Origin of the sequence: Enterobacter sp. DC1, from assembly GCF_000568075.1 — a bacterium.
GTDB lineage: Bacteria > Pseudomonadota > Gammaproteobacteria > Enterobacterales > Enterobacteriaceae > Enterobacter > Enterobacter asburiae.
Genome location: NZ_AZUA01000001.1, coordinates 353902 through 379794, shown reverse-complemented (window position 1 = coordinate 379794; position 25893 = coordinate 353902). Strand labels below are relative to the sequence as shown.

The following is a 25893-nucleotide window of genomic DNA, read 5'->3' as shown; positions in this document are numbered from 1 at the left end:
TCTTCTCGCCGCGCGCTTTTTTCTGTTACCTTGAACTGTTAACAAATAATTAATAATTCAGGGGCAGGGTATGACGCGTAAAGACGGGCTGCTGGCGTTGCTGGTGGTCGTAGTATGGGGGCTCAATTTTGTGGTCATCAAGCTGGGGTTACACAATATGCCGCCGCTGATGCTGGCCGGTTTGCGTTTTTTGCTGGTCGCGTTCCCGGCGCTCTTTTTCGTCGCCCGTCCGAAGATCCCGTTAAAGCTGCTGCTGGGCTACGGTCTCACCATTAGCTTCGGCCAGTTCGCGTTTCTCTTCTGCGCCATCAAGTTCGGGATGCCGGCCGGTCTGGCCTCGCTGGTCTTACAGGCGCAGGCGTTCTTTACCATTATTCTCGGTGCGTTCGTGTTTGGCGAGCGCCTGCAGGGCAAACAGCTGGCGGGGATCACGCTGGCGGTTTTTGGCGTACTGGTGCTGATAGAGGCCAGTCTGAACGGCCAGGACGTGGCGCTGCTCGGCTTTATGCTGACGCTGGCGGCGGGGCTGAGCTGGGCCTGCGGGAATATCTTCAACAAGCTGATTATGCAGCACGAGGCGCGTCCGGCGGTGATGTCCCTGGTGGTCTGGAGCGCGCTGATCCCCATAATCCCGTTTCTGGCGGCGTCGTTTATTCTGGATGGTCCAGATGTAATGCTGAACAGTCTGGTCGAAATTGATTTGACCACAATCCTTTCTCTTGTCTATCTGGCCTTTGTCGCCACCATTGTGGGCTACGGGATCTGGGGATCGCTGCTGGGGCGCTATGAAACCTGGCGCGTCGCACCGTTATCCTTGCTGGTGCCGGTGGTGGGCCTTGCCAGTGCGGCAATATTGCTGGATGAGACGCTGAGCGCGCTGCAGCTGTTAGGCGCCGTGCTGATCATGGCCGGGCTGTACATTAACGTCTTTGGCCTGCGCGTGCGTCGGGCGACGCGCGTAAGAAAGGCATAAAAAAAGCCCCGCGTCTGCGGGGCAAAAACGAATCAGAGGCCGTGCTGATTATAATAAGGCACGCCTAATTCGTCGGATTTGTCGCTACCAGCACCCATATGGTTGAAATCATAAGGCGACTGGTCATGTGCTGACGGCAAAATCATCGTATCAGGATTATTTTGCTGCGTTGCACGAGGGGTTTGCTCCGCGAAGGTCTGGCTGGAGAACAGCACCAGCAAGGCGAGGGCGGCGGAGGCGGTAACTTTCATGATTTCCTCGGTTACGTCTGTTACAGGCGATGGTTAACTACAGTGTTTTAACGGATACAGGTATCGGGATTCGCCCGGCACGCTGGTAATTCGGTACTTATGAGGCGGCACGTCAAAATAGTTCTTGAACGTACGCGTCAGGGTTTGTTGCGATTCAAATCCGTAACGCTCCGCCAGATAAAGGATCGGCTCATTGCTTTCTTTCAGTTTCTGGGCAATTTCCGTCAGCTTGCGGCTGCGAATGTATTGACCTAATGAATGACCGGTCTCTTTTTTGAACATCCGTTGCAGGTGCCATTTGGAGTAACCTGAACGCTCTGACACTTTTTCAAGGGAGAGCGGCGATTCCAGGTTATCTTCGATCCAGTCCAAAATGCTATGAATGGTGATAGCGTCAGTATTGCGTCTGGACATCGTCATACCTCTTTTTCTGTTTACGGCAGTATTTTCTTAAGCAAAAGCTCAAGGGTTGCCACTTCATCTGCCGTTAAGTTTTTTGTTAGTTCCTGATGCAGTGTTTGTCCTACTAATTGATGACATTGCTCGCACATGGCCGCGCCATCGCTGGTCAGCTTCACCAGTACGCCGCGTTTGTCATTCGGGTTAGGGCTTCGTTCTATCCATCCTTTGCAGACGAGACGATCGAGCATGCGGGTTAACGCGCCCAGATCGACAGAGAGCACCTTTTTCAGCTCAACCGGTGTGATACACACTTCGCAGCGAATGGAACACAGCACTTTGAACTGTGTTGCGGTGATATCCAGCGGTGACAGATAGTCATTGAGCAGGCGATCTTTTTTCTGATTTACCATATGAATAAGACGACCCAGCGGAACAACGTCGTTAAAGATATCACTGGTGCTTTTCACAATGGTTGCCCTGGCAAGTAGTTAGTCACGGCAGATATTATTGCTCAGGCAAGTATAAGTCAACTGAATGAGTCAGCCGATGCCACGAATTGCTAAAACGTTTCATGAACTTTTTTTGAGGTCTTTCAAATCATATAGATAACTGCCAGTTATCTTTCCCGGACGGAAATAATCGTTACGTTGCGCCCATGGCTCAATGTCACACTTTCACCCTATAATTGCTGTGTTGAATATGGATAAGGACGACAACGCACTATGTTGGATTTAATAAAAGCAATCAGCCTTGGGCTGGTGGTCTTGCTGCCGTTGGCTAACCCGTTAACGACGGTGGCGCTGTTCCTCGGGCTGGCAGGGAATATGAACAGCGCCGAGCGCAACCATCAGTCGATGATGGCCTCGGTGTATGTGTTTGCCATCATGATGGTGGCTTACTATGCCGGACAGGTGGTGATGAATACCTTCGGGATTTCCATCCCTGGCCTGCGTATCGCCGGGGGGCTGATTGTGGCCTTTATCGGTTTCCGCATGCTGTTCCCGGCGCAAAAAGCGCATGAGTCGCCGGAAGCGGCCAGCAAATCGGAAGAACTGGAAACCGAACCGAGTGCGAATATCGCCTTTGTGCCGATCGCCATGCCGAGCACGGCGGGGCCGGGTACCATCGCGATGATCATCAGTTCCGCATCAACGGTGCGCGACAGCGCAACCTTCCCGGACTGGGTGCTGACGGTTGCGCCACCGCTGATTTTTGCGATTATCGGGGTTATCGTGTGGGCGTCGCTCCGCAGTTCTGGCGCCATTATGCGCTGGGTAGGCAAGGGCGGTATCGAGGCGATTTCCCGTCTGATGGGCTTCTTGCTGGTCTGTATGGGCGTGCAGTTTATTATTAACGGCGTGCTGGAAATTATTAAGACCTATCACTGATGCGATTGCCGGGTGGCGGCTACGCCTTACCCGGCCTACGTTATTATGGGCTTGTAGGCCGGGTAAGCGCAGCGCCACCCGGCACCAACAAATCTCACCCGTGCTGACCCTGTTCCTCCAGCGCCACCGGCCATTTACGGAAGATGAGCACCGACCAGACCAGCGCCACCAGAGCCGGAATGGCGCCCAGATAGCCAATCGCCGACATCGATACGTGAAGTATTACCTGATTTCCCACCAGCGCGCCCGCGCCAATCCCCAGATTGAAAATTCCTGAGAACAGCGACATGGCGACGTCCGTTGCATCCGGTGCCAGGGCCAGGACCTTTACCTGCATGCCCAGACCAATAATCATGATCGCCACGCCCCAGAACAGGCTGAGGATCGCCAGATGGCTTTCACTGCCTGCGGCAGGCATCAGCAGCAGCAGGCAGGCCAGCAGCAGACCGATAGCGCAGCTCACCAGCGTCGAGGCGTGCCGGTTACCCAGCTTACCGAACAGCACGCTGCCAATAATGCCCGCTCCGCCGAGGATCAACAGCAGGATGGTGGCAAAGTTGGCGCTAAAGCCCGCCACCACCTGCACAAAGGGTTCAATGTAGCTATACGCCGTGTAGTGGGCCGTCACCACGATGACGGTAAGCAGGTAGATACCCAGCAGCGCCGGGCGTCGCATCAGCAGCGGCAGGCTTTTCAGCGAGCCGGAATGCTCGCTCGGCAGCGCGGGCAGCAGCTTAATCAGGCATACCAGCGTAACCAGCGCGCCCATACCAATGGCGAAGAACGTCGTACGCCAGCCGAAGTATTGCCCTACGATGCGGCCAATCGGCAGACCCAGCACCATCGCCAGCGCGGTACCGGTGGCAATCAGGCTCAGCGCCTGGGCGCGTTTACCCGCTGGCGCGAGTCGAATAGCCAGCGATGCGGTGATCGACCAGAACACCGCATGGGCAAAGGCAATGCCGATTCGGCTAATGACCAGCACCGTAAAATTCCACGCCATAAACGACAGGACATGGCTGGCGATGAACAGCACAAACAGACCGATCAGCAGCCTGCGCCGTTCCATCTGGCTGGTCAGCAGCATAAACGGCAAGGACATCAGCGCCACTACCCAGGCGTAGATGGTCAACATAATGCCCACCTGGGCCGTTTCCATCTGGAAACTTTCAGCGATGTCAGACAACAGCCCAACCGGAACAAATTCTGTGGTGTTAAAAATAAACGCGGCAATGGCCAGCGTGACCACGCGTAGCCACGCAACCCTGCGGGAAACTGTGTTCGTTGTCATAGGGATGTCGGAGATTCGTTGCTGAAAAGAAGAGGAGACGATCTTAAAACGTTGAACGGAGAAAACTCAACCATTATGTGACGCAGATCTCAATATTTACCTTATGAAAGCGGTAGCCGGGAACGCCGTTTTCATTGAATATAAAAGAACAACACAATAAAAACAGGCGGTAAGACAATGCAGGAGATTGATTTTTATCTGGTAGATGCGTTCAGCGATACCTCATTTGGCGGCAATCCGGCAGCCGTTTGCCCGCTGAAAGCGTGGTTACCCGATGAGACCTTACTGCAAATGGCGCAGCAGCATAATCAGTCGGAAACGGCTTTTTTCGTCTGCAGTAAAGGGGGCATTGAGCTACGCTGGTTTACCACGCTCACCGAAGTCAATCTCTGCGGCCACGCTACGCTGGCGGCCGCGCACGTGCTCTTTACCGAGCTGGATTACCCGGATTCGCGGATCCACTTTGATACCGCCTCTGGCCGCCTGACCGTCAGCCGGGAGGGGGAGTGGATGACGCTGGACTTCCCGGCATGTCCAACCCATCAGGAGACGCCACCTCCGGAGATGCTTTCGGCACTGGGTATCAGCCGCTACGTTGAAGCCCGTAAAGGGCGCGCCTGGCTGATCGTTCTGGAGAATCGCCAGCAGGTTGAAGCGCTTGCGCCACGCTTCTCGGCGATGACGCCAGGCGAGCATAAGGTGAGCGTTACGGCGCGCGGTGAGGGGGAATATGATTTTGTCAGCCGCTTTTTCTCCCCGGGCGTTTCCGTCCCGGAAGACCCGGTCACCGGCTCCGCGCACACCATGTTGATCCCTTACTGGAGCGAAAAGCTGGGCAAAACCACGATGTTTGCCCGTCAGGTTTCAGCGCGCGGCGGCGATGTACGCTGCGAGCTGAAAGGTTCACGCGTGCTGATGAGCGGGCAGGCAACGCTTTATCTGAAAGGCACAGTTTTTCTGCGCTAAAAACCCATAACAAGAGAGGAAGAGACAATGCAGGAAATTGATTTTTATCTGGTGGATGCCTTCAGCGATAAAACCTTTGGCGGCAATGCCGCAGCGGTATGTCCTCTGGAAGAGTGGCTGCCGGACGAGACGCTGCTCAAAATGGCGCAGCAGCATAACCAGTCTGAGACCGCCTTTTTCGTGCGCACCGACGGCGGGTTTGAGCTGCGCTGGTTCACCACGCTGGATGAAATTAACCTCTGCGGTCACGCCACGCTGGCCGCATCGCACGTCATTTTCGAATACCTTGATTACCCGCATACCGAAATCACCTTCACCACCCGCTTCGTGGGTGAGCTGACGGTTAAACGCAGCGGCGACTGGCTGACGCTGAACTTCCCCGCATGGTCGACGGAGGTTGTGGAGAATCCTCCCGAGGTGCTGTTTAGCGCGCTGGGCATCACGGCGGCAAAAGAGGTGCGCGTCGGACGGGATTACATGGTGGTGCTGGAGAGCCAGCAGCAGGTGGAAGCGTTAACGCCGGATATCGGGGCCATGCTTCCGCTGGATAAAATGATCTGCGTGACGGCGCCGGGAGAAGAATATGACTTCGTCAGCCGCTTCTTCTGTCCGGGCGAGGGGGTGCCGGAAGATCCGGTTACCGGATCTGCCCACAGCATGCTGATCCCGTACTGGAGCGAAAAGCTGGGCAAAACATCACTCAATGCCCGCCAGGTGTCGTACCGTGGCGGGGATCTGCGCTGCGAGCTGAAGGGCGACCGCGTGCTGATTGGCGGCCAGGCTACGCTGTATCTGAAAGGGCGTATCTTTTTGCGCTAACAGCGCGGTGAGATAAGTTAATACTATGAACCACCCCGGCAGGCCTGAGCTATGTTGATATAAAAACAGCAAGGAGCCTGCCATGTATTCCATTACCTCTGAATCTGCACGTCATCCGGACATTCTCAACCTGATCGCGGCGCTTGACCGCTACCAGAGCGAACTCTATCCCGCCGAAAGCAATCATCTTCTCGACCTGTCCGCGCTGCCGGAAGCCTCGCTGATCCTGATGGTCATTCGAGACCAGCAGCTGCGCGCCGTGGGCTGCGGAGCCATCGTGCTCAACGGCGACGGAACGGGGGAGATGAAGCGGGTTTATATCGATCCGGCCCATCGCGGGCAGCATCTCGGCGAGACGCTGCTGGCCGCCCTGGAAGATGAAGCACTGAGCCGCCATTGTCATACCGTAAGGCTGGAGACGGGCATCAAACAGCGCGCCGCGGTTCGTCTGTACGAGCAGTGCGGGTACGATTTGCGTCCGGCATTTGCTCCGTACGCTGACGATCCGCTCAGCCTGTTTATGGAGAAGGCGCTGGTTGAAGACGTTCGTTTAGCAGCGCTATAAAGGCTTCCAGCTGGCGGGTCATCGCCCCGCGTCGCCACACCAGCCAGGTAGTGAGCCAGCGCCAGTTTTCCGCCAGCGGCCAGGCTTCAACCTGATGATGTCCCGGCATACTCTCCAGCATCGAGCGCGGCATCAGCGCGATGCCCGCGCCCGCAATGACGCAGGCGAGCATGCCGTGATAGGACTCCATCTCATGGATACGGCCGGGCGTGGCTCTGTCCGCATGAAACCAGCTTTCCAGATGTCGACGGTACGAGCAGTTCGCGCGAAAGGCATAAACGTCGCTGCCGCTGACCTGCGTGGCGCGCGTCACCTCCGCATGCCCGGCAGGCGTGACCAGCATCATCTCTTCCCTGTAGACCGGCATGCCCTCCAGCTCCGGGTGCGACAGCGGCCCGTCGACAAAGGCGGCGCTTAGCGTTCCCTCCTGTACCCCATCAATCATTGTCCCGGAAGGCCCGGTAGAAAGGGCAAACTGGATGCGTGGATAGCGCTGGTTAAACTGCGCCAGCGTTTCAGGAATGCGCACCGCAGCGGTGCTTTCCAGCGCGCCGAGGGCAAATAACCCCTGCGGCTCATCACCCGCGACGACCATGCGCGCTTCATCCACCAGGGCGAGGATCTGCCTGCTGTAGCGCAGGAAGTTATGCCCGGCGGGGGATAGGCGCAAACGCTGGTTCTCACGTATAAACAGCTCAACGCCAAGATCGGCTTCCAGCTGGCGGATGCGGGTCGTCAGGTTGGACGGCACGCGATGCACCTTCTGCGCCGCCTGGGTGATGCTGCCCGTCAGCGCGACGGCGTTAAACATTTCAAGCTGGGTTAAGTCCATGGCATTCTCGTTTCGTGAATAAGGTGGTTAGTATTATTCATTTTTAAGAAATAGCAGAGTGAGCCACAATGAATCAACCGAAATGCGTGGAGAACATCATGAAATATTCATCTGCTACACATGCCCTGTCCGTTAACCCGGCAACGGGGGAAACCCTCGCTGCGTATCCCTGGGCGACGCCGGAAGAGGTTGAACGCGCGATTTCTCAGTCTGAAGCGGGGTATCGCCAGTGGCGACGCGAAAGCGTGTCCCATCGGGCGCAGAAGCTGCGGGATCTCGGCGCTGCGCTGCGAAACCGCGCGGAAGAGATGGCGCAGACCATCTCCCGTGAAATGGGAAAACCCATCCTGCAGGCGCGGGCGGAAGTGGCAAAATCCGCCGGTCTGTGCGACTGGTATGCCGAGCATGGCCCGGCGATGCTGCGTGCGGAGCCTACGCTGGTGGAAAACCACAGCGCGGTCATTGAATACCGTCCGCTGGGGCCGATTCTCGCGGTGATGCCATGGAACTTCCCTCTCTGGCAGGTGCTGCGCGGCGCGGTACCCATTCTGCTGGCAGGTAACAGCTATCTGCTTAAGCATGCGCCAAACGTGCTCGGCTCAGCGGATCTTATTGGGCAGATCTTTGCGGATGCCGGTTTCCCTGAAGGCGTATTCGGCTGGGTGAACGCCACCAATGACGGCGTAAGCCAGGCGATTAACGATCGCCGTATTGCGGCCGTGACCGTCACCGGCAGCGTGCGTGCCGGTGCGGCCATTGGCGCGCAGGCAGGAGCCGCGCTGAAAAAATGCGTTCTTGAGCTGGGTGGCTCCGACCCGTTTATCGTACTTAACGATGCCGACCTGGATCTTGCCGTGAAGGCGGCGGTGGCGGGTCGCTATCAGAATACCGGGCAGGTGTGCGCGGCGGCCAAACGTTTTATCGTCGAGGAGGGTATTGCAGAGACCTTTACCCAACGTTTTGTCGAGGCCGTTTCTGCGCTGAAGCTGGGCGCACCGGATCGGGAAGAGAACTTCATCGGCCCGATGGCGCGTTATGACCTGCGCGATGAGCTGCATCAGCAGGTGCAGGCCACCCTAGCCGAAGGGGCAACGCTGCTGCTGGGCGGAGAGAAAATCAGCGGAGAGGGCAATTACTACGCGCCAACCGTGCTGACCAACGTCACCCCGTCGATGACGGCGTTCCGCCAGGAACTGTTTGGTCCGGTCGCGGCCGTTACGGTAGCAAAAGACGCGGAGCACGCCCTGACGCTTGCCAACGACAGCGACTTTGGCCTGTCCGCCACCGTCTTTACCGCTGACGCGACGCTTGCGGATAAGTTCTCCCGCGAACTGGAGTGCGGCGGCGTGTTTATCAACGGCTTTAGCGCCAGCGATGCGCGCGTGGCCTTCGGCGGCGTGAAGAAAAGCGGCTTTGGCCGCGAGCTTTCCCACTTTGGGCTGCACGAGTTCTGCAACGTGCAAACGGTGTGGAAGGATCGCGTGTAATTTATCGCCCGCCTGTGATTTCGGCCCTCATCACGAGGGCCGTTGTCATTTATCTGCAATGGTTCTGTCATTTTCATTTCGTAGACTCGCACGCGTCTAACGCATTGTTAATGAAGATAATTATGAACCTAACGCAAATTTTTCGCCGTATTGCGCAGCGTCTCACCCCTCGTCACTTTGGCCTGCTGACGGGTATCTTTTGCATTATTGGCCTTTTCTCCGCGCTGCAGCTCTCCTCGTCCTTCCTGCTTAACGCCTCCCTGAACGACGCCCAGCGCAACGAGCAGCAAAACCTGCTGGCCTGGCAGCAGCAGAGCAAGCTGGATCTGGCCCGCGTTTCCCTGCTGGCGGCAAGCGATCTGCTTAACCGGTCCGGCGTCTGGTTTATGCAGGATAAAGAGACCGGCTCCGACGGAAGCTGGCACAGCCTGATGGACGATGCGCAAAAGGCGCTGGCGGTTTCTCAGCAGGCGTGGAAGGCCTGGCTGGCGCTGAATCCGCCGAAAGACGATGCTCTGGTTAACAGCTATCAGCTTTTCTACGGCGCGATCAACGAGCAGGCTGAAGGGCTTCTCAAGACCAACACCATCGACGCTTTTTTTGCCGTACCGGCTCAGGCGTTTCAGTCTGATTTTAACGACAACTATGCGCGCTATCAGCAGGCAAGCGAGAAGCAGGCCATGCAGGGGCGCCAGAGCCTAATGGCACAGCTCTCAGGCCTGCAAACGTTGTTCCTGTTTGCACCGGTGCTGCTGCTCGCCATCGCGGTTGCCGTCTGGTTCGGCATGTCCAGATGGGTGATTACGCCGCTGCGTCGGTTGATTGCGCATATTAACCGGCTGGCGGCAGGGGATCTCTCCGGCACGCCGCCGGACGTCATGCGCTTCAACCGGGAGATAGGGCAGCTTAGCGACAGTATTGCGACGATGCAGCACGGTCTGCAGCAGCTGGTGACGCAGGTCAGCCATGCCACTGCCACCATGGTGGAGAATATTGGCTCCCTGGCGGAGGGTAATCAGAAGCTGTATCAGCAGTCAGCGCGCCAGGCGAAAGAGCTTGAGGATGTGACGGCGCATATCGCGGCGCTGGAAAGCCATGTGGAAGGGAATACCGGCTATGCCAGGCTCGCCAGCTCTCGGGCCGATGAAGCGCGGCAGGCCGCCGTGGGCGGTGACCGGATGATGTCTACCGTGAATGCGTCCATGCAGGCGATCGTCGACCGATCTTCTGAGATGCGCGGGATCGTGGCGATGATCGACAGCGTGGCGTTTCAGACCAACATCCTGGCGCTGAATGCCGCCATCGAGGCGGCCCATGCCGGAAACCAGGGGCGCGGCTTTGCCGTCGTCGCAAGGGAAGTCGGGCTTTTGGCCAGAAAAAGCAGCCACTCGACGCAGACCATTCAGGAGCTTATTAACCGCTCGCTGCAGGGCATTGAAGAAGGTTCCCGCGCCGTTAACCTGATGGAGGAAAATCTGCAGCAGGTCACCGGTCTGGTGGGCAATTTAAGCAGTTTGCTTAATGAGATCTCCACCGCCACGCTCAGTCAGGGAGACAGTATTCACCAGATGACGCGCCAGCTTCAGGCGCTGAATCAGGTCTCCCGCCAGACGGACCTGCTGGTCTCAGACGCCTCGGATGCCTCTGAGCGGCTGCAAAAGCAATCCGATCTTTTATTGCAGGCCGTTTCGCGTTTTCGTCTTAGCGCCTGACGCAATACATAAGCCTCTGTTATACTCGCAGCCCGTTTTAGCCTGAGGGCAAGGAGCAAAGTGTGGCTGCGGTCATCCATAATGAGATGTTGGACGAGATTCTGGCGCAGGTTCGTCCTTTAATTGGAAAGGGGAAGGTTGCCGACTATATTCCGGCCCTTGCCTCGGTGAGCGGGAATAAGCTGGGGATTGCTATCTGTACCATCGACGGACAGCGATACCAGGCAGGCGATGCGGCTGAGCGTTTTTCCATTCAGTCCATTTCGAAAGTGCTGAGTCTGGTTGCGGCGATGCGCCAGTATGAAGAAGACGAGATCTGGCAGCGTGTCGGTAAAGATCCATCCGGCCAGCCTTTTAACTCGCTGCTTCAGCTTGAGATTGAACAGGGTAAACCGCGAAATCCCTTTATCAATGCCGGGGCGCTGGTTGTCTGCGATATGCTGCAAAGCCGCCTCAGCGCACCGCGCCAGAGAATGCTTGAGATTGTTCGCCAGCTCTCGGGCGTTGACGATATTGCCTATGATGCGGTGGTGGCACGCTCGGAGTTCGAACACTCCGCCCGTAACGCGGCTATCGCGTGGCTGATGAAATCCTTCGGTAATTTCCACAACGACGTGGCGACCGTGCTGCAAAACTACTTCCATTACTGCGCCCTGAAAATGAGCTGCGTTGAGCTGGCCCAGACGTTCCTGTTCCTTGCGCACCAGGGGCACGCGCCGCATCTCGATCAGGAGGTGGTTTCTCCGCTTCAGGCTCGTCAGGTTAACGCGCTGATGGCCACCAGCGGGATGTATCAAAACGCCGGTGAGTTTGCCTGGCGCGTTGGGCTTCCGGCTAAATCGGGCGTCGGCGGCGGAGTCGTGGCGATTGTGCCGCATGAAATGGCGATAGCCGTCTGGAGCCCGGAGCTGGATGAAACGGGAAATTCGCTTGCCGGGGTGGCGGTTCTGGAGAAACTGACCCAGCGCCTGGGACGTTCCGTATACTGATGCCCGATCTGGATCCTCTCTTTTCCCGCCTGGCGCGATCGGCATTTCGCTCGCGCTTTCGCTTAGGCGATAAGGAACGACAGTACTGCTGGGACAAAGGCCCCGAAACCATTGACCGGCACGCCGCGGATTTTGTCGAAAAGCGCCTTGCGCCCGCGCATCCTGCAAACGACGGTAAACAGACGCCCATGCGCGGTCACCCGGTATTTATCGCCCAGCATGCCACCGCCACCTGTTGTCGGGGCTGTCTGGCAAAATGGCATAACATTCCACAGGGTGTAACGCTCACCGCGCCGCAACAAAATTATATCGTCAGCGTCATCCACCACTGGCTGGTGCTGCAGATGAACGCCTAAATTTGACGAGTTATGCTCCCGTGGTATTTGTGTTATAGATGCATCCCAAGTTAGTCCCGATCATGCTGACGACCGCAATAATTGCCATAAGCTTTCATATGGAATGATATTTAATGCGTTCTGCTCTTACCGCTTTCAGGCCGTTCCAGGTTGACACGCCGCTGCGAAATGCAGCGACGATCTTCATCCTTACAACCTTATTCTATTTTGTAGGCGCGGAATTACGGCTCGTTGAGGCCCTGTCGCTGTTCTGGCCGCTGAATGGCGTCATGGCAGGGATCTTCGCCCGCTATGTTTACCTGAATCGCCTGCATTACTATGCGGTATGTTATGTCGCGATGCTGTTGTACGACGCGGTAACGACCAACTGGGGTATGGCCTCAGTGGTGATTAACCTGTCTAACATGATCTTTATCGTCGTCGTCGCGGTGCTGGTTCAGCGCGACAAGCGGCTGATGAAGAAAACCCCCGATCCGCTTAACGCGCTACGCCTGTTTAACTACTGTCTGATTGCCGCGCTGCTTTGCGCCTTGCTCGGCGCGGTAGGGTCGGTCGGGATTGATAGTCATACCTTCTGGCCGCTGTTTGCCGACTGGTTTAGCGAGCAGTTCTCAACCGGCGTGCTTGTTGTGCCCTGTATGCTCACGTTACGCATGCCCGGGCGCGAGCTCAGGCTACGTCTGGAGCAGCTGCTGCCGGTGATGGCGCTGATCGTCTCGGTGATCGCGTCGGTGGTGATTGGCGGAGCGGGGAGCCTCTCGTTTCCTCTGCCCGCGCTTATCTGGTGTGCGGTTCGTTACTCGCTGCCTGCGACCTGTCTGCTGACGTTTATCACGGGCGCCACTGAAATTATTCTGGTCGCCAACTCGATTATTAATATTGCCGTGGCGACGCCGTTTACGACGCCAATGATGTTTTCAGCCCGGCTGGGGATCGCCACGATGGCGATCTGTCCGGTGATGGTATCCGTCAGCATGGCGGCGATTAATTCCCTGATCCGCCAGGTTTCACTGAGGGCGGATTATGACTTTTTAACGCACGTCTACTCGCGTTCCGGGCTTTATGAGGCGTTAAAGCATGAAGAGACGTACCGGCACACGCGTTTTCTGACCGTCATGCTGCTGGATATTGATTATTTCAAGAGCATTAATGATAACTACGGCCACGAGTGCGGAGACCGCGTGCTGGCGTCGTTTGCCCGACAGGTTCAGCAGGTTGTCGGCGAAGACGGCATGGTGGCGCGCATGGGCGGGGAAGAGTTCGCCGTGGTGGTCAATTCCGGCGACGCGCAGCACGGTTTTGAACTGGCTGAACGTATCCGATCCACCGTTGCCTGCCATCCTTTTACATGGCGTCACCAGACTCTCTATCTGACGGTCAGCATTGGCCTCGGCAGCGGAAAGGCCGAGGCCTGGCAGCTGACCGAGGTCTTCAACAAGCTCATGGCCGAAGCGGACGATCATCTCTATCGTTCCAAAAAAGCGGGTCGAAACCGCACCAGCGCCCGGGTGGCGGACGAGCAAATTGCCGCGCCCTCCGGGAGTGAAACATAGCTGCGTTAATCGTCATAAGGCATTGACGTGAATAGTAAGCGGCTTAACAGGATGTCAGAACACTGACAATGTCTCTGTTTAAGCTACGCTTTTAGTAACGCTTTACGTCAGGAGACATTATGAAAGCACCTGCAACCCCTGAAAATGAAACAGACAGACTCAACTCGCTACGAGAATCGGGCCTGCTTGAGATCGACAGCTCCCCGGCGTTTGACCGCTTAACGCGTCTGGCAAAACGCTTCTTCCAGGTGCCGCTGGCGATGGTCAATCTCATTGATGAGCATTCGCTAATTGTGAAGTCGGCCGACGGCCAGGCACCCGGCAGCGTTCCGCGTAATATCTCATTTTGTGGCCATACGATCCTCACCGAAGCGCCGCTGGTGGTGGGGGATATGCTTCAGGACGATCGTTTTGCGGATAACCCGCTGGTGGCCGGTGAGCCTCGCGTGCGGTTTTACGCGGGCTTCCCGCTGCGCCTGCGCGACGGCGCAAGCGTTGGCTCGCTGTGCCTGATTGATTACGCTCCCCGGGAGTTTTCTGCCGCCGACCTCGCCGTTCTGGGAGATCTTGGCGCGCTGGCGGAAGATGAATTTGCAGCCATCAGCGCGGCGACCACCGATGAATTAACCGGGCTATTCAACCGTCGGGGCTTTAATCAGCTCGTGCGCTTCACACTTTCCGTTGCCCGGCGCCGGGCCGAGCCGCTGACGCTAGGCTGGCTGGATTTGGATCGCTTTAAGGAAATTAACGATCGCTTCGGGCATGAAGAGGGGGATAAGGCGCTGAAAGCGATGGCGCAGCTGATGCGCGCCTCTTTCCGTGAGGCGGATCTGCTGGTTCGTTTTGGCGGGGACGAGTTCGCCGTGCTGTTCGCGGATACGGATGAGCAGGGCGCCTGGATTGCCATGCAGTATCTTGCCGAGCAGGTAGAAAATTATAACGCCCGGAAGCTTCACCCCTGGTCGCTCCATTTCTCGTGGGGGCTCAGTGAATTCGATCATAACGGCAACGACCTGCAGCAGTGGTTAAAAGAGGCCGATGAAAAGATGTATGCCATGAAACAGCAGCGCCAGCGCGCCCGGTAGCATAACAAAAGCGTATGTCCGATCCGTTTGCGTTAAGAAGATGTTAAATGCACAGTGACGGTATTCAACGTAAGGAAAAACAATGAATACCTCACTGCAAATCAAAAACCTCACCCGAGACGAAATTCTCACCCATCTTGATGCGCTGGCCGGGATCCTCGAAAACTGTGTGAACGGCGGGGCGTCCGTCAGCTTTATGCTTCCCTTTAGCCTGGAGAAGGGCCGCTCTTTCTGGCGCGGCATCGCTGAAAGCGTAGGGCGCAACGAGCGCCTCGTGCTGGCCTGTGTCGACCCGCAGGACGGCGTCATCGGAACGGTGCAGCTGATCGTCGACCAGCCGGAAAACCAGCCGCATCGCGCCGATGTGGCGAAGCTGCTGGTTCACGAGAAAGCGCGCCGGAAAGGTGCCGCGATGGCATTGATGGAAGCGCTTGAAGCGGAGGCGCGGGCCAGAAATATTTCGGTTCTGGTGCTCGATACCTCCACCGGCAGCGGCGCCGAGACGTTCTACCAGCGCGCCGGCTGGCAAAAAGTAGGGGAGATCCCGCGCTATGCCCTGATGCCGGGCGGCGCGATGACGGCCACGTCCGTGTTCTATAAGTTCTTATGATTATTTTGTACAACTACGCCGTGGATTGATCAAAACAGGGTTCCTGGTCGTTAAGTTTTGATAAGTTATCGTACCAATCTTATCAGGCTGTATGACTAATCATAAAAGGAACCCCCTTGTGAACACGCTCAACCGTCGTGATTTTCCCGGTGCTCAATACCCGGAACGCATTATTCAGTTTGGTGAAGGCAACTTCCTGCGTGCGTTTGTCGACTGGCAAATTGACCTGCTAAATGAACACACCGATCTTAACGCCGGAGTGGTTATCGTCCGTCCTATTCAGAGCGACTTCCCGCCGTCGCTGAACGCTCAGGATGGCCTCTATACCACTATCATTCGCGGCCTGAACGGGCAGGGTGAAGCGGTGAGTGAGAGCCGTCTTATTCGCTCGGTTAACCGTGAAATTAGCGTCTACGACGACTATGACGCGTTTCTGAAACTGGCGCACAATCCGGATATGCGCTTTGTTTTCTCGAACACCACCGAAGCGGGTATCAGCTACCACGCGGGTGACCGATTCGACGATGCCCCTGCGGTGAGCTACCCGGCGAAGCTAACTCGACTGCTGTTTGAGCGTTATAGCCACTTCAACGGTGCAGCGGATAAAGGCTGGATCATCATTCCGTGCGAGCTGATTGACTACAACGGCGATGCGCTGCGTGAACTTGTCCTGAGCTATGCCCGGGAGTGGGCGCTGCCTGCGGCCTTTATCCAGTGGCTTAACGAGGCAAACAGCTTCTGCTCGACGCTGGTCGACCGTATCGTGACCGGGTACCCGCGCGATGAAGCGGCCACGCTGGAAGCAGAGCTGGGTTATCACGATGGGTTCCTGGATACGGCTGAACATTTCTATCTGTTCGTTATCCAGGGGCCGGCATCTCTTGCTCAGGAACTCCGTCTGGATAAGTACCCGTTAAATGTGCTGATTGTCGACGACATCAGGCCCTACAAAGAGCGCAAAGTCGCCATCCTGAACGGCGCGCACACGGCTCTTGTGCCGGTGGCATTCCAGGCCGGGCTGGATACGGTAGGCGAGGCGATGAATGATGAAGAGATCTGCGCATTCGTCGAGAAAGCGATTTATCAGGAGATTATTCCTGTACTCGATCTGCCGCGTGACGAGCTGGAATCATTCGCCAGTGCGGTAACAGGGCGTTTTCGTAACCCCTACATCCGACACCAGCTGCTTTCCATTGCGCTCAACGGCATGACCAAATACCGCACCCGCATCCTGCCGCAGCTTCTGGCAGGGCAGAAGGCAGGCGGACAATTGCCTGCACGTCTGACGTTCGCTCTGGCTGCATTGATCGCGTTTTATCGCGGGGAGCGTAACGGGGAGAACTATCCGGTGCAGGATGACGCATTCTGGCTGGAACGTTATCAGCAGCTCTGGGCGCAGCATCGCGACCAGCAGTTGAGCACGCGTGAGCTGGTGCAATCCGTGCTGAGCGTGAGCGAGCATTGGGAACTGGATCTCACGCAGGTCTCCGGACTTGTCGACCAGGTGACCCTGGATCTTGACGCGATTCTCCTGAAGGGAATGCGCGCAGCGGTTAACCCCCTTTGCTAATGACGTCACCCGGCTTCGGCCGGGTTTAATTACACCTTAATTTAGTTACAACATACTATTTGCTCTTTTTTTTTAAAACTGCATGCAGCACCGTGCGGTTATCGTTAAGCAGGTCATAAAATTCAATGTCCCGTTAACATGCTTGCAACCGTGAGGGAGATCACGTTTAATAGCCACGCTCTTTTCCTTCCTGAAACTCACTATGATTGTTCGTCCTAAACAGCACTGGCTACAACTGATTTTTGTCTGGCACGGTTCGGTACTTCCCAAAATTTACACCCGACTACTGCTCAACTTCCTCCTTTCTATCGCAGTTATCCTGATGCTGCCGTGGTATACCTCGCTGGGCATCAAATTTACCGTGGCGCCATTTAGCATTCTCGGCGTGGCGATCGCTATCTTTCTCGGTTTCAGAAACAACGCCTGCTATTCGCGCTACGTTGAGGCTCGCCTGCTGTGGGGGCAGCTGATGATAGCGGCACGCTCGCTGTTTCGCGAGGTAAAAAACACCTTGCCTGACGATAAGCACCTGGGGGAATTTGTCCGCCTGCAGATAGCTTTTGCCAACTGCCTGCGCATGACCCTGCGCCGGGACCTGAACGCCGAACAGCTCTCTCGCTATCTTGCTGCGGATGATTTACGTCACGTGATGAGCGCCAACTCGCCGGCGAACCGTATTTTACTGATCATGGGGGAGTGGCTGGCCGTGCGGCGGCGAAACGGGCAGCTTTCAGACATCCTGTTCCACAGCCTGAACAACCGTCTGAACGATATGTCCATCGTGCTTTCCGGGTGCGAGCGCATTGCGACCACGCCGGTGCCCTTTGCCTATACGCTGATTTTGCACCGCACGGTGTATCTGTTCTGCATCATGCTGCCGTTCGCGCTGGTTGTAGATCTGCACTACATGACGCCTTTTGTCTCGGCGCTGATCTCCTACACCTTTATCTCGCTGGACACCCTGGCGGAAGAGCTGGAAGACCCGTTCGGCACAGAAGATAACGATCTGCCGCTGGACGCCATCTGCAACATGATGGAACGTGATCTGCTGCAGATGAACGATGAAGAGAACATTCCGGAAAGGCTGATGCCGGATAAGTATTATCAGCTGACCTGACGGGCGTTCCACTCGTCGCGTGTGATCTCCCACAGTTCGGAATCCAGCATGCCGCTGACGTAGGCTTTTTGTTCCGTTCTGATAAGCCGCATGCCGCTACTGTCTGAAATACGCCGGGAGCGGCTATTGGCGGCGGCTTTCGGGGCGCGCAATACGGGTTTGTTTAGCGTATTGAACCAGAAATCCGTCGCGGCAATGCTGGCCTCGCGCATGTATCCCTGGCCCTGAAACTCCGGGCCCAACCAGAATCCTCGGTTGTTATCTTCGACGTCGTACAGACAGATAATGCCCATCAATTCATCCGGCGTCTCTCGGCGTCGGATGCTCCAGAACCAGGCGATCCCTTTTGCCATATCCGGCAGCGCCACGTTGTTGACATAGTTTTCTGCGCCGTTGTCCGGGTAGGGCCAGGGCACGGAAGAGACCATATAGCGGACAATCTCCCAGCGCGGATAAAGCTTTTGAATCTGGGCCGCATCTTCGGCAACCAGCGGTTTTAGCAGCAGGCGTTCTGTCGTGAGCGTCGGTATCGTCATCCGCGGATCTCCATATTTAAGCGTTATGCTTTTGTTTGCGTTCTGGTATTTTCATCTTTACGGCACTCAATCCCAGCGAACTCTTTTCCCATACTACTAACAATTGCAGAGGTCAGCATGGCATTAAGACGGGCCAACCCACAGGAAGCCGAAATACTCTGGAATATTCGTAATCAGGCGATTCGTCACGGCTGTAAAACCAGCTACGATGCCGACGTCATTGCGCGCTGGACGCCGGATCTCATGCCCGAACGCTATCGGCAGATGGTCATTGAATACCCTTTTTACGTGGTGGAAGATGAAAAGGGCGACGTTGCGGCGACCGGCTATCTGGATCTGGATACCCACTGTCTGGAGGCGATATTCACCTTGCCTGCGGCATCCGGTAAAGGCATGGCGACCCGGATTATCGAGGCGCTCAAAAACGAGGCCCGCAGCCGGGGGATAACCCGCCTGAGGCTGGATGCAACGCCTAACGCCCAGCCGTTTTACCAGAAGCTGGGGTTTGTGACGCTGCGCGAAACCTATCATCACTCGCGTATGGCGGGTGCTGATTTACGCTGTTTCGAAATGACGATCGATTTGTAATGTGAGGAACACATGGCTGTCACAGTAAGACCTCTATGCGAAGACGATTATTCCCGGTGGCGACCGCTTTGGGATGGCTATACCCATTTTTATGATTGCTACCTTGAGGAATCCGTCACCGCATCGACATGGGAAAGGGCGCTTTCAGCACATTCACCGATGTTCTGCCGGGTGGTAGAGAAGGACCAAAAGGTCATCGGTTTCGCGATGTGCATTCTGCATGAAGGAACCTGGTCAACGGCCCCCGTCTGCTACCTGGAAGATCTGTTTGTTGATGCCGACGAACGCGGAGCGGGAGCCGGTAAGGCGCTCATTGATGCTCTGATTGAGGAAGGCAAGCGCGAAGGGTGGTCAAAACTGTACTGGGTCACCCGGGAGAACAACCCGGCGCGTAAACTCTATGACAAATATGGTGAGGCTGACGACTACGTCCGCTATCGCCTCTCCCTTTAAGACGACAACGCCTGTGTTTGTATCACACTGTATCTGCGTCCCGGATACATACACAGGCTTGCAATAAACCCGCTTTCGCACATATCCGCTATACATTGCCGTGTTGTTATATCCCCGTGAATTGTACTCAACCGGAGATACCAACATGTTTAGCAAATTCGCGTACTCAACTCTCGCACTGACCGTTTCGCTTGGCACCGTGATGTCCTGTCAGGCCGAAGTTACCGGCACAACTTTCGCGGCAGCCTTTGATCATCCACAGCAAATTAACGCCGGCGATCTGAATGTCGGTTATGTCGACATCGGCCCGAAAAATGGCCAGCCGGTTATTTTACTGCACGGCTGGCCGTACGATATTCACAGCTACGCCGACGTTGCGCCCGCGCTGGCGGCAAAAGGCTATCGGGTGATTGTGCCTTCTCTGCGCGGCTACGGCACCACGCGCTTCCTGTCAGCCAAAACGCCGCGCAACGGCCAGCCTTCAGCCATGGCGAAAGATATTGTGAACCTGATGGATGCCCTGAATATTAAGCAGGCGGTATTTGCAGGATATGACTGGGGCGCTCGTACGGCGGATATCGTTGCGGCGCTGTGGCCAGAGCGCGTTAAGTCACTGGTGTCGGTGAGCGGGTATCTCATCAGCAGCCAGCAGATTGGCAAACAGCCGCTGCCGCCAAAAGCGGAGCAGCAGTGGTGGTATCAGTTCTATTTCGCCACCGCGCGCGGTGCTGAGGGCTATGCTAAAAACACGCATGACTTCGCGCGCTTAATCTGGTCTCAGGCCTCGCCTGACTGGAAATTTAGCGATGCTGTTTTTAACGCCAGCGCCAAATCCCTCGATAACCCGGATCACGTCGCCGTGACGCTCAGCAACTATCGCTGGCGTTTAGGGCTGGAAAAAGGCGAGCGCAAATACGACAGCTACGAGCAAAAACTCGCTACGCTGCCGAATATCACCGTTCCAACGATCACTATCGAAGGCGGAAACAACGGTGCGCCGCATCCGGCACCGCAGGCCTACGCGGGTAAATTTACCGGTAAATATGAGCACCGCACCTTCGGGGCAACCGTGGGGCACAATCCGCCACAGGAAGATCCGCAGGATTTCGTCAAGGCCGTCGTTGACGCTGACAAGCTCTGAAATGTGCTATTTTCAGTACGTTACCCTTCGGTCTGGAGATTTCGGTGGAGCATATTGATCATATCCTTGTCGTCGATGACGACAGGGATATTCGTGAACTGATTGTCGATTATCTCGGTAAGTCTGGCTATCGCGCGACGGGCGCGGCCAACGGTAAAGAGATGCGCGTCGTGCTGGATAAACAGCATATCGACCTGGTGGTGCTGGATGTCATGATGCCCGGCGACGACGGCCTTACGCTGTGCCGAGAGCTACGCGTCGGGAAATATAAAGATCTGCCCATCCTGATGCTGACGGCCCGCAATGAGGAGACGGACAGGATCCTGGGTCTGGAGATGGGCGCGGATGACTACGTGGTGAAGCCGTTTGTCGCCCGCGAACTGCTGGCGCGTATCAAAGCGATTTTACGGCGTTTTCGCACGATGCCGCCCAATCTGCAGGTGACAGAAGCCGGGCGGCTGGTGATGTTCGGTGAATGGCAGCTCGATACCGTTGCCCGCCACTTAATCGACCCGGAAGGGGTGATCGTGGCGCTCAGCGGGGCGGAGTATCGCCTGCTGCGCGTTTTCCTTGACCATCCTCAGCGGGTGCTGACCCGCGATCAGCTGCTCAACCTGACGCAGGGGCGAGACGCCGAGCTGTTTGAACGTTCAATCGACCTGCTGGTTAGCCGGGTTCGTCAGCGCCTGAATGAAGATGCCCGTACGCCCGCCTATATCAAAACCGTGCGCAGCGAAGGCTACGTCTTTACGATGCCGGTCACCATCAAAGAGGCTAACGAATGACGCTCTGGCCACGCTCGCTGCTGGCCCGCCTGCTGCTCGTCGTGCTGTCCGGCCTGCTGCTGGCTAACGCCCTGAGCCTGACGCTGGTCATGATTGAACGAATGCACAGCGCCCGCACGGTGATGCTCGGTAATCTGGAAAACGACGTCGCAACCAGCGTCGCCATTTTAAACCGGCTACCGGCCAGCGAGCGCGCGGCCTGGCTGCCGAGGCTTGAACGGGGTAACTATCGCTATATTCTGGGCACAGGGGAGCCCGGCGCAGCGCCGACGGATAAGCGTTCGCAGGATGCCATCCGTACCTTAAAAACGACGCTCGCGCCAGAGTATCCGCTCAGCTTCACCGCCGTTCCCGGCGCCATTTCACACATCCAGGCGCATCTTACGTTACGCGATGGCTCGCCGCTGACCATTGACCTCATCCCGCGCATGCCGCCGGTCGCCAGCTGGCTGCCGGTTGTGCTCATCCTACAGCTGCTGTTGCTGGCTGCGTGCGCCTGGATTGCCGTGCGGCAGGTGGTGCGGCCTTTTTCACAATTTACCCGCGCGGTGGATTCACTGGATCCGGCGGCCAGCACGCCAATGACGGAGAAAGGGCCGCTGGAGGTGCAGCGTGCAGCGCATGCCTTCAACGCGATGCAGGCGCGCATTCAGTCTTATCTCCGGGAGCGCGCGCAGATCCTGGCCTCTATATCTCACGATCTCCAGACGCCCATTACCCGCATGAAGCTGCGCGTCGAGATGGCAGGGGAACCTGAACTTCGCGACAAGCTCCTGAACGATCTCGATAGCATGACGCGTCTTGTCCGCGAGGGTATTGCGTATGCCCGGTCATCAGAATCCCTGGAAGAGACCCCGATGAAGCTGGAGCTGAACGCCTGGGTCAACAGCATCGCCTGCGATTATCAGGACATCGGTAAAAACGTGCAGTTTCAGGCAGGCGAGGCCCGTTTACCGATCGTCACGCGCCCGCAGGCGCTTCGCCGGGTGATGACCAACCTGCTGGATAATGCTCTTAAGTTCGGTGAGTATGCCGTCATTGCGATTGATGATTCGTCTTCCGCAGAGGTGGTGATTCACATCACGGACGGCGGGCCGGGAATACCCGATGACGAACTAGAGGCGGTATTACAGCCGTTTTATCGGGTTGAAACATCGCGCAACCGCGATACCGGAGGAACAGGACTCGGGCTGGCGATTGCAGCACAGCTTACCGCTCAGCTGGAAGGAAAGCTCAACCTGACGAACCGGGCCGGAGGCGGGCTGGACGTCTCCATTACGCTACCGCGCCGTTAGCTAATTGTACGGTTTTGTATCTCCCGGCCCGGGTGATACAGATCCAGACAAAACCTGCTTTTTTACACATATCCTGAACACATCCGCACGATGAAATAGCCTCACTGCAGCGTCGCAGGACTTGTATTGTGAGGTGTCTATGTTTCTGGTAATCGCTTTTCTGGGCGGGATGATAAGCCTGCTCAGCCCATGTACGCTCCCGGTTATCCCGCTCCTGTTCGCCGGTTTTAAGGGGCAGCGACGCCATATTCTGGCCCTGCTCGTGGGGATGATCGTGATGTTCACCCTGGTGGCGATGGCAGTCACCGTCGCCAGCGAGTGGATAGCAGAGGCAACCATCGTCGGGCGCTGGATTGCCCTCGTTATTCTGGCCACGGCCGCGCTGGCCTTAATTTTTCCGTCATTCGCCCAGCGTATTGCGGGTCCGGCCGTCAGCGCGGGCAATATACTCAACGCCCGAAGCGGGCAAACGCGCGGTCTGGCATCGGCTTTTCTGGCGGGGCTAGCGGTCGGGCTGCTCTGGTCTCCCTGTGCCGGTCCCATACTGGGCGCCATTTTCAGCATTAATATCGCGGGCCACTCGGCCATTGCGACGGGCGCGCTGCTGGCGGCCTATGGCAGCGGATGCGCTCTGATGTTAAGCCTGCTCGTTTTAGGAGGCCGCACGCTAATGGCGCCGCTAAGAGCAAAATCGGCGCTGATGGAAAAGCTGCGGCAGGGGGCGGGCGTGGTGATGCTGGCAGCTGTCGTATTTAACGCGACAGGAATGACTTCATTTCTGAAAGGAGCAAACGGCGTTGCGGACCGTCTGGAGACAACACTCCTGACGCTGGCGAAACCCGCAGCCGCGCCGGTGAAGCTCCAGCCGGTCATGATGGCAGAGCCCAGCAGCCAGCTGCCTTCGTTAAGCGGCGGAACAGGGTGGATTAACGGTGACCCTGTCACGTCTGAATCATTGCGAGGTAAAGTGGTGTTGATTGATTTCTGGACGTGGGATTGCATTAACTGCCAGCATACGCTCCCGCACGTGCGAGACTGGGCCACGAAGTATCAGTCGCAGGGTCTTGTCGTGATTGGGGTTCACACGCCGGAATACCCCTGGGAAAAACCGCTCGCCTCGGTGAAAAACGCGGTAAATAAATGGCAGCTGCCGTACCGGGTTGTGACGGATAATAACTACCAAATCTGGAACGCTTTCGGGAACCAGTACTGGCCAGCGCACTACTATTTCGATGCCAAAGGCCAGCTACGCTATACCGCCTTTGGCGAAGGCGATTATGAGCTGCAGGAAAAGGTCATCCAGCAGCTGCTCAAAGAAGCCCGTTCATAGCCTGTTCAGGGCTGACGCTGAGCCACAATAAACAGCCGCGGAAAGGCCAGCAGTATCTGCCCATTTTCCTGGAGCGGATACTGCTCTTCCAGCAGTTCATGGTAGCGTTTCAGGAAACGTTTCTGCTCGCTCTCATTCAGTTCCTGGAGCCACGGGCGCAAACCGGTGGCGCTTACCCAGTCAATAATGGCCTGGTGCGAGCTCATTTTATGGAAATAAGTTGTTCGCCAGATATCCACGTCACAGCCCGCCTCCGACAAAATGTCGTAATAGGCATGCACACCCGGGAGAGGTTCGCGGCCGCGGTCAGGGTAGTCTTGCTCAAGCGCCACTTCACGCATTGCTACGTGAGTGGGTTCAAGCCAGTTGTCAGGCATCTGGATTGCTAATACGCCGTTAAGCGTGAGCAAAGAAACGAGATGAGGCAGGAGATCGTAGTGGTCAGGAACCCATTGCAGCGAAGCGTTGGCATAAATCAGGTTCAGCGGCTGGCCAGGCTTGTACTGGCGGATATCGGCCTCAACAAAATGGCAGTCAGGCAATGCGGCTCTTGCTTCCTCGAGCATTGCAGGGGAGTTATCGACACCGGTAATGTGCGCCGAAGGCCAGCGATGCTTCAACAGCGCGGTGCTGTTTCCCGGCCCGCAGCCTAAATCAGCGATGGTGGAGACTTCATCCAGAGAAATTCTGGCGAGCAGTTCAGCGGCAGGACGCGTTCTTTCCGCGCCGTATTGCAGGTAAAGAGAAGGATTCCAGTCGGCCATTTTGGTTCTCCGTTTAGCATGCTTCTGCAAGAGTAGCACAGCAGTAAGAACAGAGATAATAGGAAAAAATAAGAAAGAGGAAATATTACCCCTTAAATTCTTAAGGGGCAATACTTTAATTGTAATTATTTTATGATTATCGTTTTTTAATATTTTATCGGCTAAGTGCTTCTTGCGCTCTGTACCCGAAACTATAAATATTAGATAATCATGAATGGATATATCCCTGGTGTTTCGTAGGTCTTTGACCTCCTGGCCACTGAGTTTCACGAGGACTTAGTGGCCGGGTACTCTTTAAGTATAAGGAATACCCTGAACAATGGAAGCTGTCCTAAAAGACAGGGGATAATAGTTTCAGGTGTTATTATCAGGAATGAGAGCAATGAATTCTGTTATTGAGTTTTTTTTGCATGAATACGATGATTTGCCGTCAGCATTAGCCCGCGAACTCTACCGACTCAGGAGAAAAACCTTTCGGGACCGACTCGACTGGAAAGTTGAATGCGTTGAAGATATGGAAAAGGATCAATTTGACAACCCAAACACGACATACTTGTTGGGTATGTATGAGGGAGAGTTGTTATGCGGCGCGCGATTTATTAACTCGACGCATCCGACGATGATAAGCGAAATTTTTCACAATTATTTTTCCGAAACAATTTTTTTCCCGGCAGATGTTCCCTGCTGTGAAATTAGCCGTTTATTTTTAGATAAAGAAAGAAGAGACTCCGCAAGTCTGCAGGGCGTGCCCGCCAGTAAGGCATTGTTTCTTGCAATGAATATGTATTGTATAAAGAAAAAATACCATGGAATGTACGCAGTAGCCAGTCGTGGTATGTATGCAATATTTCGCCATGCGAACTGGAAAGTTGAAGTTATTCAACGCGGTGTTTCTGAAAAAGGGGAGGTTATTTACTATATTTATATGCCTGCCAGCACCAGCATTATTGAAGATATTATTAGCAAAGACAAATCCAGTCACTGGCTTCGCGAAATGCTGGAGCATTTACGCCACTTATAACCAGTGGCTGAGGC

28 protein-coding genes are annotated in these 25893 nt (G+C 56.0%); 21 read left to right on the top strand and 7 right to left on the bottom strand.

The features are described 5' to 3' along the window. Nucleotides 1–70 precede the first annotated feature (70 nt). Entirely contained in the window at nt 71–973 is a 903-nt protein-coding gene (eamA, locus tag P346_RS19615) for an O-acetylserine/cysteine exporter (RefSeq protein WP_032657079.1), read from the top strand. 32 nt (nt 974–1005) lie between these two features. Here the strand turns inward: eamA and marB are convergent, their stop codons facing one another. The 3 genes from marB to marR are packed head-to-tail and all read right to left on the bottom strand — an operon-like array spanning nt 1006 to nt 2093. Then, on the bottom strand, nt 1006–1224 hold the full coding sequence (gene marB / locus P346_RS19620; RefSeq protein WP_029741246.1) for a multiple antibiotic resistance protein MarB: 219 nt from the start codon (nt 1222–1224) through the stop codon (nt 1006–1008). 33 nt (nt 1225–1257) lie between these two features. Beyond that, nucleotides 1258–1638, bottom strand: a complete 381-nt coding sequence (gene marA / locus P346_RS19625) for an MDR efflux pump AcrAB transcriptional activator MarA (RefSeq protein WP_008502237.1) — start codon at nt 1636–1638, stop codon at nt 1258–1260. Nucleotides 1639–1658: 20 nt separating this feature from the next. Continuing rightward, a complete protein-coding gene (gene marR, locus P346_RS19630; protein ID WP_008502236.1) occupies nt 1659–2093 on the bottom strand; it encodes a multiple antibiotic resistance transcriptional regulator MarR in 435 nt (144 codons plus the stop codon). A 255-nt stretch (nt 2094–2348) separates the two neighbouring features. On the opposite strand from marR, the gene P346_RS19635 reads away from it, so the two are divergent. Further along, on the top strand, nt 2349–3014 hold the full coding sequence (locus P346_RS19635) for a MarC family NAAT transporter (RefSeq protein ID WP_023311775.1): 666 nt from the start codon (nt 2349–2351) through the stop codon (nt 3012–3014). Between the two features lie 94 nt (nt 3015–3108). Here P346_RS19635 and P346_RS19640 read toward each other — a convergent pair whose 3' ends face one another. Then, complete coding sequence (locus P346_RS19640) at nt 3109–4305, bottom strand: sugar transporter (RefSeq protein WP_032657078.1); 1197 nt, start codon at nt 4303–4305, stop codon at nt 3109–3111. A gap of 177 nt (nt 4306–4482) precedes the next feature. On the opposite strand from P346_RS19640, the gene P346_RS19645 reads away from it, so the two are divergent. The 3 genes from P346_RS19645 to P346_RS19655 all read left to right on the top strand — a co-directional run bounded on the left by P346_RS19645 (nt 4483) and on the right by P346_RS19655 (nt 6655). Then, nucleotides 4483–5271, top strand: a complete 789-nt coding sequence (locus P346_RS19645; RefSeq protein ID WP_032657076.1) for a PhzF family phenazine biosynthesis protein — start codon at nt 4483–4485, stop codon at nt 5269–5271. A gap of 27 nt (nt 5272–5298) precedes the next feature. Further along, entirely contained in the window at nt 5299–6090 is a 792-nt protein-coding gene (locus P346_RS19650; protein ID WP_032657074.1) for a PhzF family phenazine biosynthesis protein, read from the top strand. 82 nt (nt 6091–6172) lie between these two features. Further along, nucleotides 6173–6655 carry a GNAT family N-acetyltransferase gene (locus P346_RS19655; protein ID WP_032657072.1) on the top strand — a complete coding sequence of 161 codons (483 nt, stop codon included), beginning with the start codon at nt 6173–6175 and terminating at the stop codon, nt 6653–6655. On the opposite strand, the gene ptrR is transcribed toward P346_RS19655, so the two are convergent. Continuing rightward, complete coding sequence (gene ptrR / locus P346_RS19660) at nt 6609–7487, bottom strand: putrescine utilization regulator PtrR (protein WP_029741251.1); 879 nt, start codon at nt 7485–7487, stop codon at nt 6609–6611. The two genes, P346_RS19655 and ptrR, sit on opposite strands and share 47 nt — an antisense overlap. Nucleotides 7488–7585: 98 nt before the next feature. On the opposite strand from ptrR, the gene sad reads away from it, so the two are divergent. The 9 genes from sad to P346_RS19705 all read left to right on the top strand — a co-directional run bounded on the left by sad (nt 7586) and on the right by P346_RS19705 (nt 17966). After that, nucleotides 7586–8974, top strand: coding sequence for a succinate-semialdehyde dehydrogenase (sad, locus tag P346_RS19665; protein WP_032657070.1), 1389 nt, complete (start codon nt 7586–7588; stop codon nt 8972–8974). A gap of 122 nt (nt 8975–9096) precedes the next feature. Beyond that, nucleotides 9097–10686 carry a methyl-accepting chemotaxis protein gene (locus tag P346_RS19670; RefSeq protein ID WP_032657068.1) on the top strand — a complete coding sequence of 530 codons (1590 nt, stop codon included), beginning with the start codon at nt 9097–9099 and terminating at the stop codon, nt 10684–10686. A 62-nt stretch (nt 10687–10748) separates the two neighbouring features. After that, nucleotides 10749–11675: a glutaminase B gene (gene glsB / locus P346_RS19675; protein WP_032657066.1), complete on the top strand. Its 927-nt coding sequence runs from the start codon at nt 10749–10751 to the stop codon at nt 11673–11675. Beyond that, nucleotides 11675–12031 carry a DUF4186 domain-containing protein gene (locus P346_RS19680; RefSeq protein WP_032657065.1) on the top strand — a complete coding sequence of 119 codons (357 nt, stop codon included), beginning with the start codon at nt 11675–11677 and terminating at the stop codon, nt 12029–12031. The genes glsB and P346_RS19680 overlap by 1 nt, the downstream gene beginning before the upstream one ends. A 113-nt stretch (nt 12032–12144) precedes the next feature. Further along, nucleotides 12145–13584, top strand: coding sequence for a sensor domain-containing diguanylate cyclase (locus tag P346_RS19685; RefSeq protein WP_032657063.1), 1440 nt, complete (start codon nt 12145–12147; stop codon nt 13582–13584). Between the two features lie 119 nt (nt 13585–13703). Next, nucleotides 13704–14669 carry a sensor domain-containing diguanylate cyclase gene (locus tag P346_RS19690; RefSeq protein ID WP_032657061.1) on the top strand — a complete coding sequence of 322 codons (966 nt, stop codon included), beginning with the start codon at nt 13704–13706 and terminating at the stop codon, nt 14667–14669. 82 nt (nt 14670–14751) lie between these two features. Then, nucleotides 14752–15279, top strand: coding sequence for a GNAT family N-acetyltransferase (locus tag P346_RS19695; RefSeq protein WP_032657060.1), 528 nt, complete (start codon nt 14752–14754; stop codon nt 15277–15279). 118 nt (nt 15280–15397) lie between these two features. Continuing rightward, complete coding sequence (locus tag P346_RS19700) at nt 15398–16849, top strand: tagaturonate reductase (protein ID WP_032657059.1); 1452 nt, start codon at nt 15398–15400, stop codon at nt 16847–16849. 202 nt (nt 16850–17051) lie between these two features. Beyond that, nucleotides 17052–17966 (top strand): bestrophin family protein, encoded by a 915-nt coding sequence (locus P346_RS19705; protein ID WP_032657058.1) that lies wholly within the window; start codon nt 17052–17054, stop codon nt 17964–17966. On the opposite strand, the gene P346_RS19710 is transcribed toward P346_RS19705, so the two are convergent. After that, entirely contained in the window at nt 17954–18502 is a 549-nt protein-coding gene (locus P346_RS19710) for a GNAT family N-acetyltransferase (protein ID WP_032657057.1), read from the bottom strand. The genes P346_RS19705 and P346_RS19710 overlap by 13 nt on opposite strands. 117 nt (nt 18503–18619) lie before the next feature. Here P346_RS19710 and P346_RS19715 point away from each other — a divergent pair, with 117 nt between their 5' ends. The 6 genes from P346_RS19715 to P346_RS19740 all read left to right on the top strand — a co-directional run bounded on the left by P346_RS19715 (nt 18620) and on the right by P346_RS19740 (nt 24094). Next, nucleotides 18620–19090, top strand: a complete 471-nt coding sequence (locus P346_RS19715) for a GNAT family N-acetyltransferase (RefSeq protein ID WP_032657056.1) — start codon at nt 18620–18622, stop codon at nt 19088–19090. A gap of 12 nt (nt 19091–19102) precedes the next feature. Next, nucleotides 19103–19543, top strand: coding sequence for a GNAT family N-acetyltransferase (locus tag P346_RS19720; protein WP_032657054.1), 441 nt, complete (start codon nt 19103–19105; stop codon nt 19541–19543). A gap of 145 nt (nt 19544–19688) precedes the next feature. Continuing rightward, nucleotides 19689–20684 carry an alpha/beta fold hydrolase gene (locus P346_RS19725; protein ID WP_032657053.1) on the top strand — a complete coding sequence of 332 codons (996 nt, stop codon included), beginning with the start codon at nt 19689–19691 and terminating at the stop codon, nt 20682–20684. A 44-nt stretch (nt 20685–20728) separates the two neighbouring features. Further along, nucleotides 20729–21469 carry a response regulator gene (locus P346_RS19730; RefSeq protein WP_023311803.1) on the top strand — a complete coding sequence of 247 codons (741 nt, stop codon included), beginning with the start codon at nt 20729–20731 and terminating at the stop codon, nt 21467–21469. Continuing rightward, the gene (locus tag P346_RS19735; protein WP_032657051.1) at nt 21466–22764 is read left to right on the top strand and encodes an ATP-binding protein; all 1299 of its coding nucleotides are present in this window, start codon (nt 21466–21468) and stop codon (nt 22762–22764) included. Before P346_RS19730 ends, P346_RS19735 begins: the two co-directional genes overlap by 4 nt. Nucleotides 22765–22903: 139 nt before the next feature. Continuing rightward, nucleotides 22904–24094, top strand: a complete 1191-nt coding sequence (locus tag P346_RS19740) for a cytochrome c biogenesis protein/redoxin (RefSeq protein ID WP_032657049.1) — start codon at nt 22904–22906, stop codon at nt 24092–24094. 5 nt (nt 24095–24099) lie between these two features. Here P346_RS19740 and tam read toward each other — a convergent pair whose 3' ends face one another. Beyond that, on the bottom strand, nt 24100–24858 hold the full coding sequence (gene tam, locus P346_RS19745; RefSeq protein ID WP_032657048.1) for a trans-aconitate 2-methyltransferase: 759 nt from the start codon (nt 24856–24858) through the stop codon (nt 24100–24102). A gap of 382 nt (nt 24859–25240) precedes the next feature. Between tam and P346_RS19750 the strand changes: the two genes are divergently transcribed. Beyond that, a complete protein-coding gene (locus tag P346_RS19750) occupies nt 25241–25879 on the top strand; it encodes an acyl-homoserine-lactone synthase (RefSeq protein ID WP_032657046.1) in 639 nt (212 codons plus the stop codon). The last annotated feature ends 14 nt before the right edge of the window (nt 25880–25893 follow it).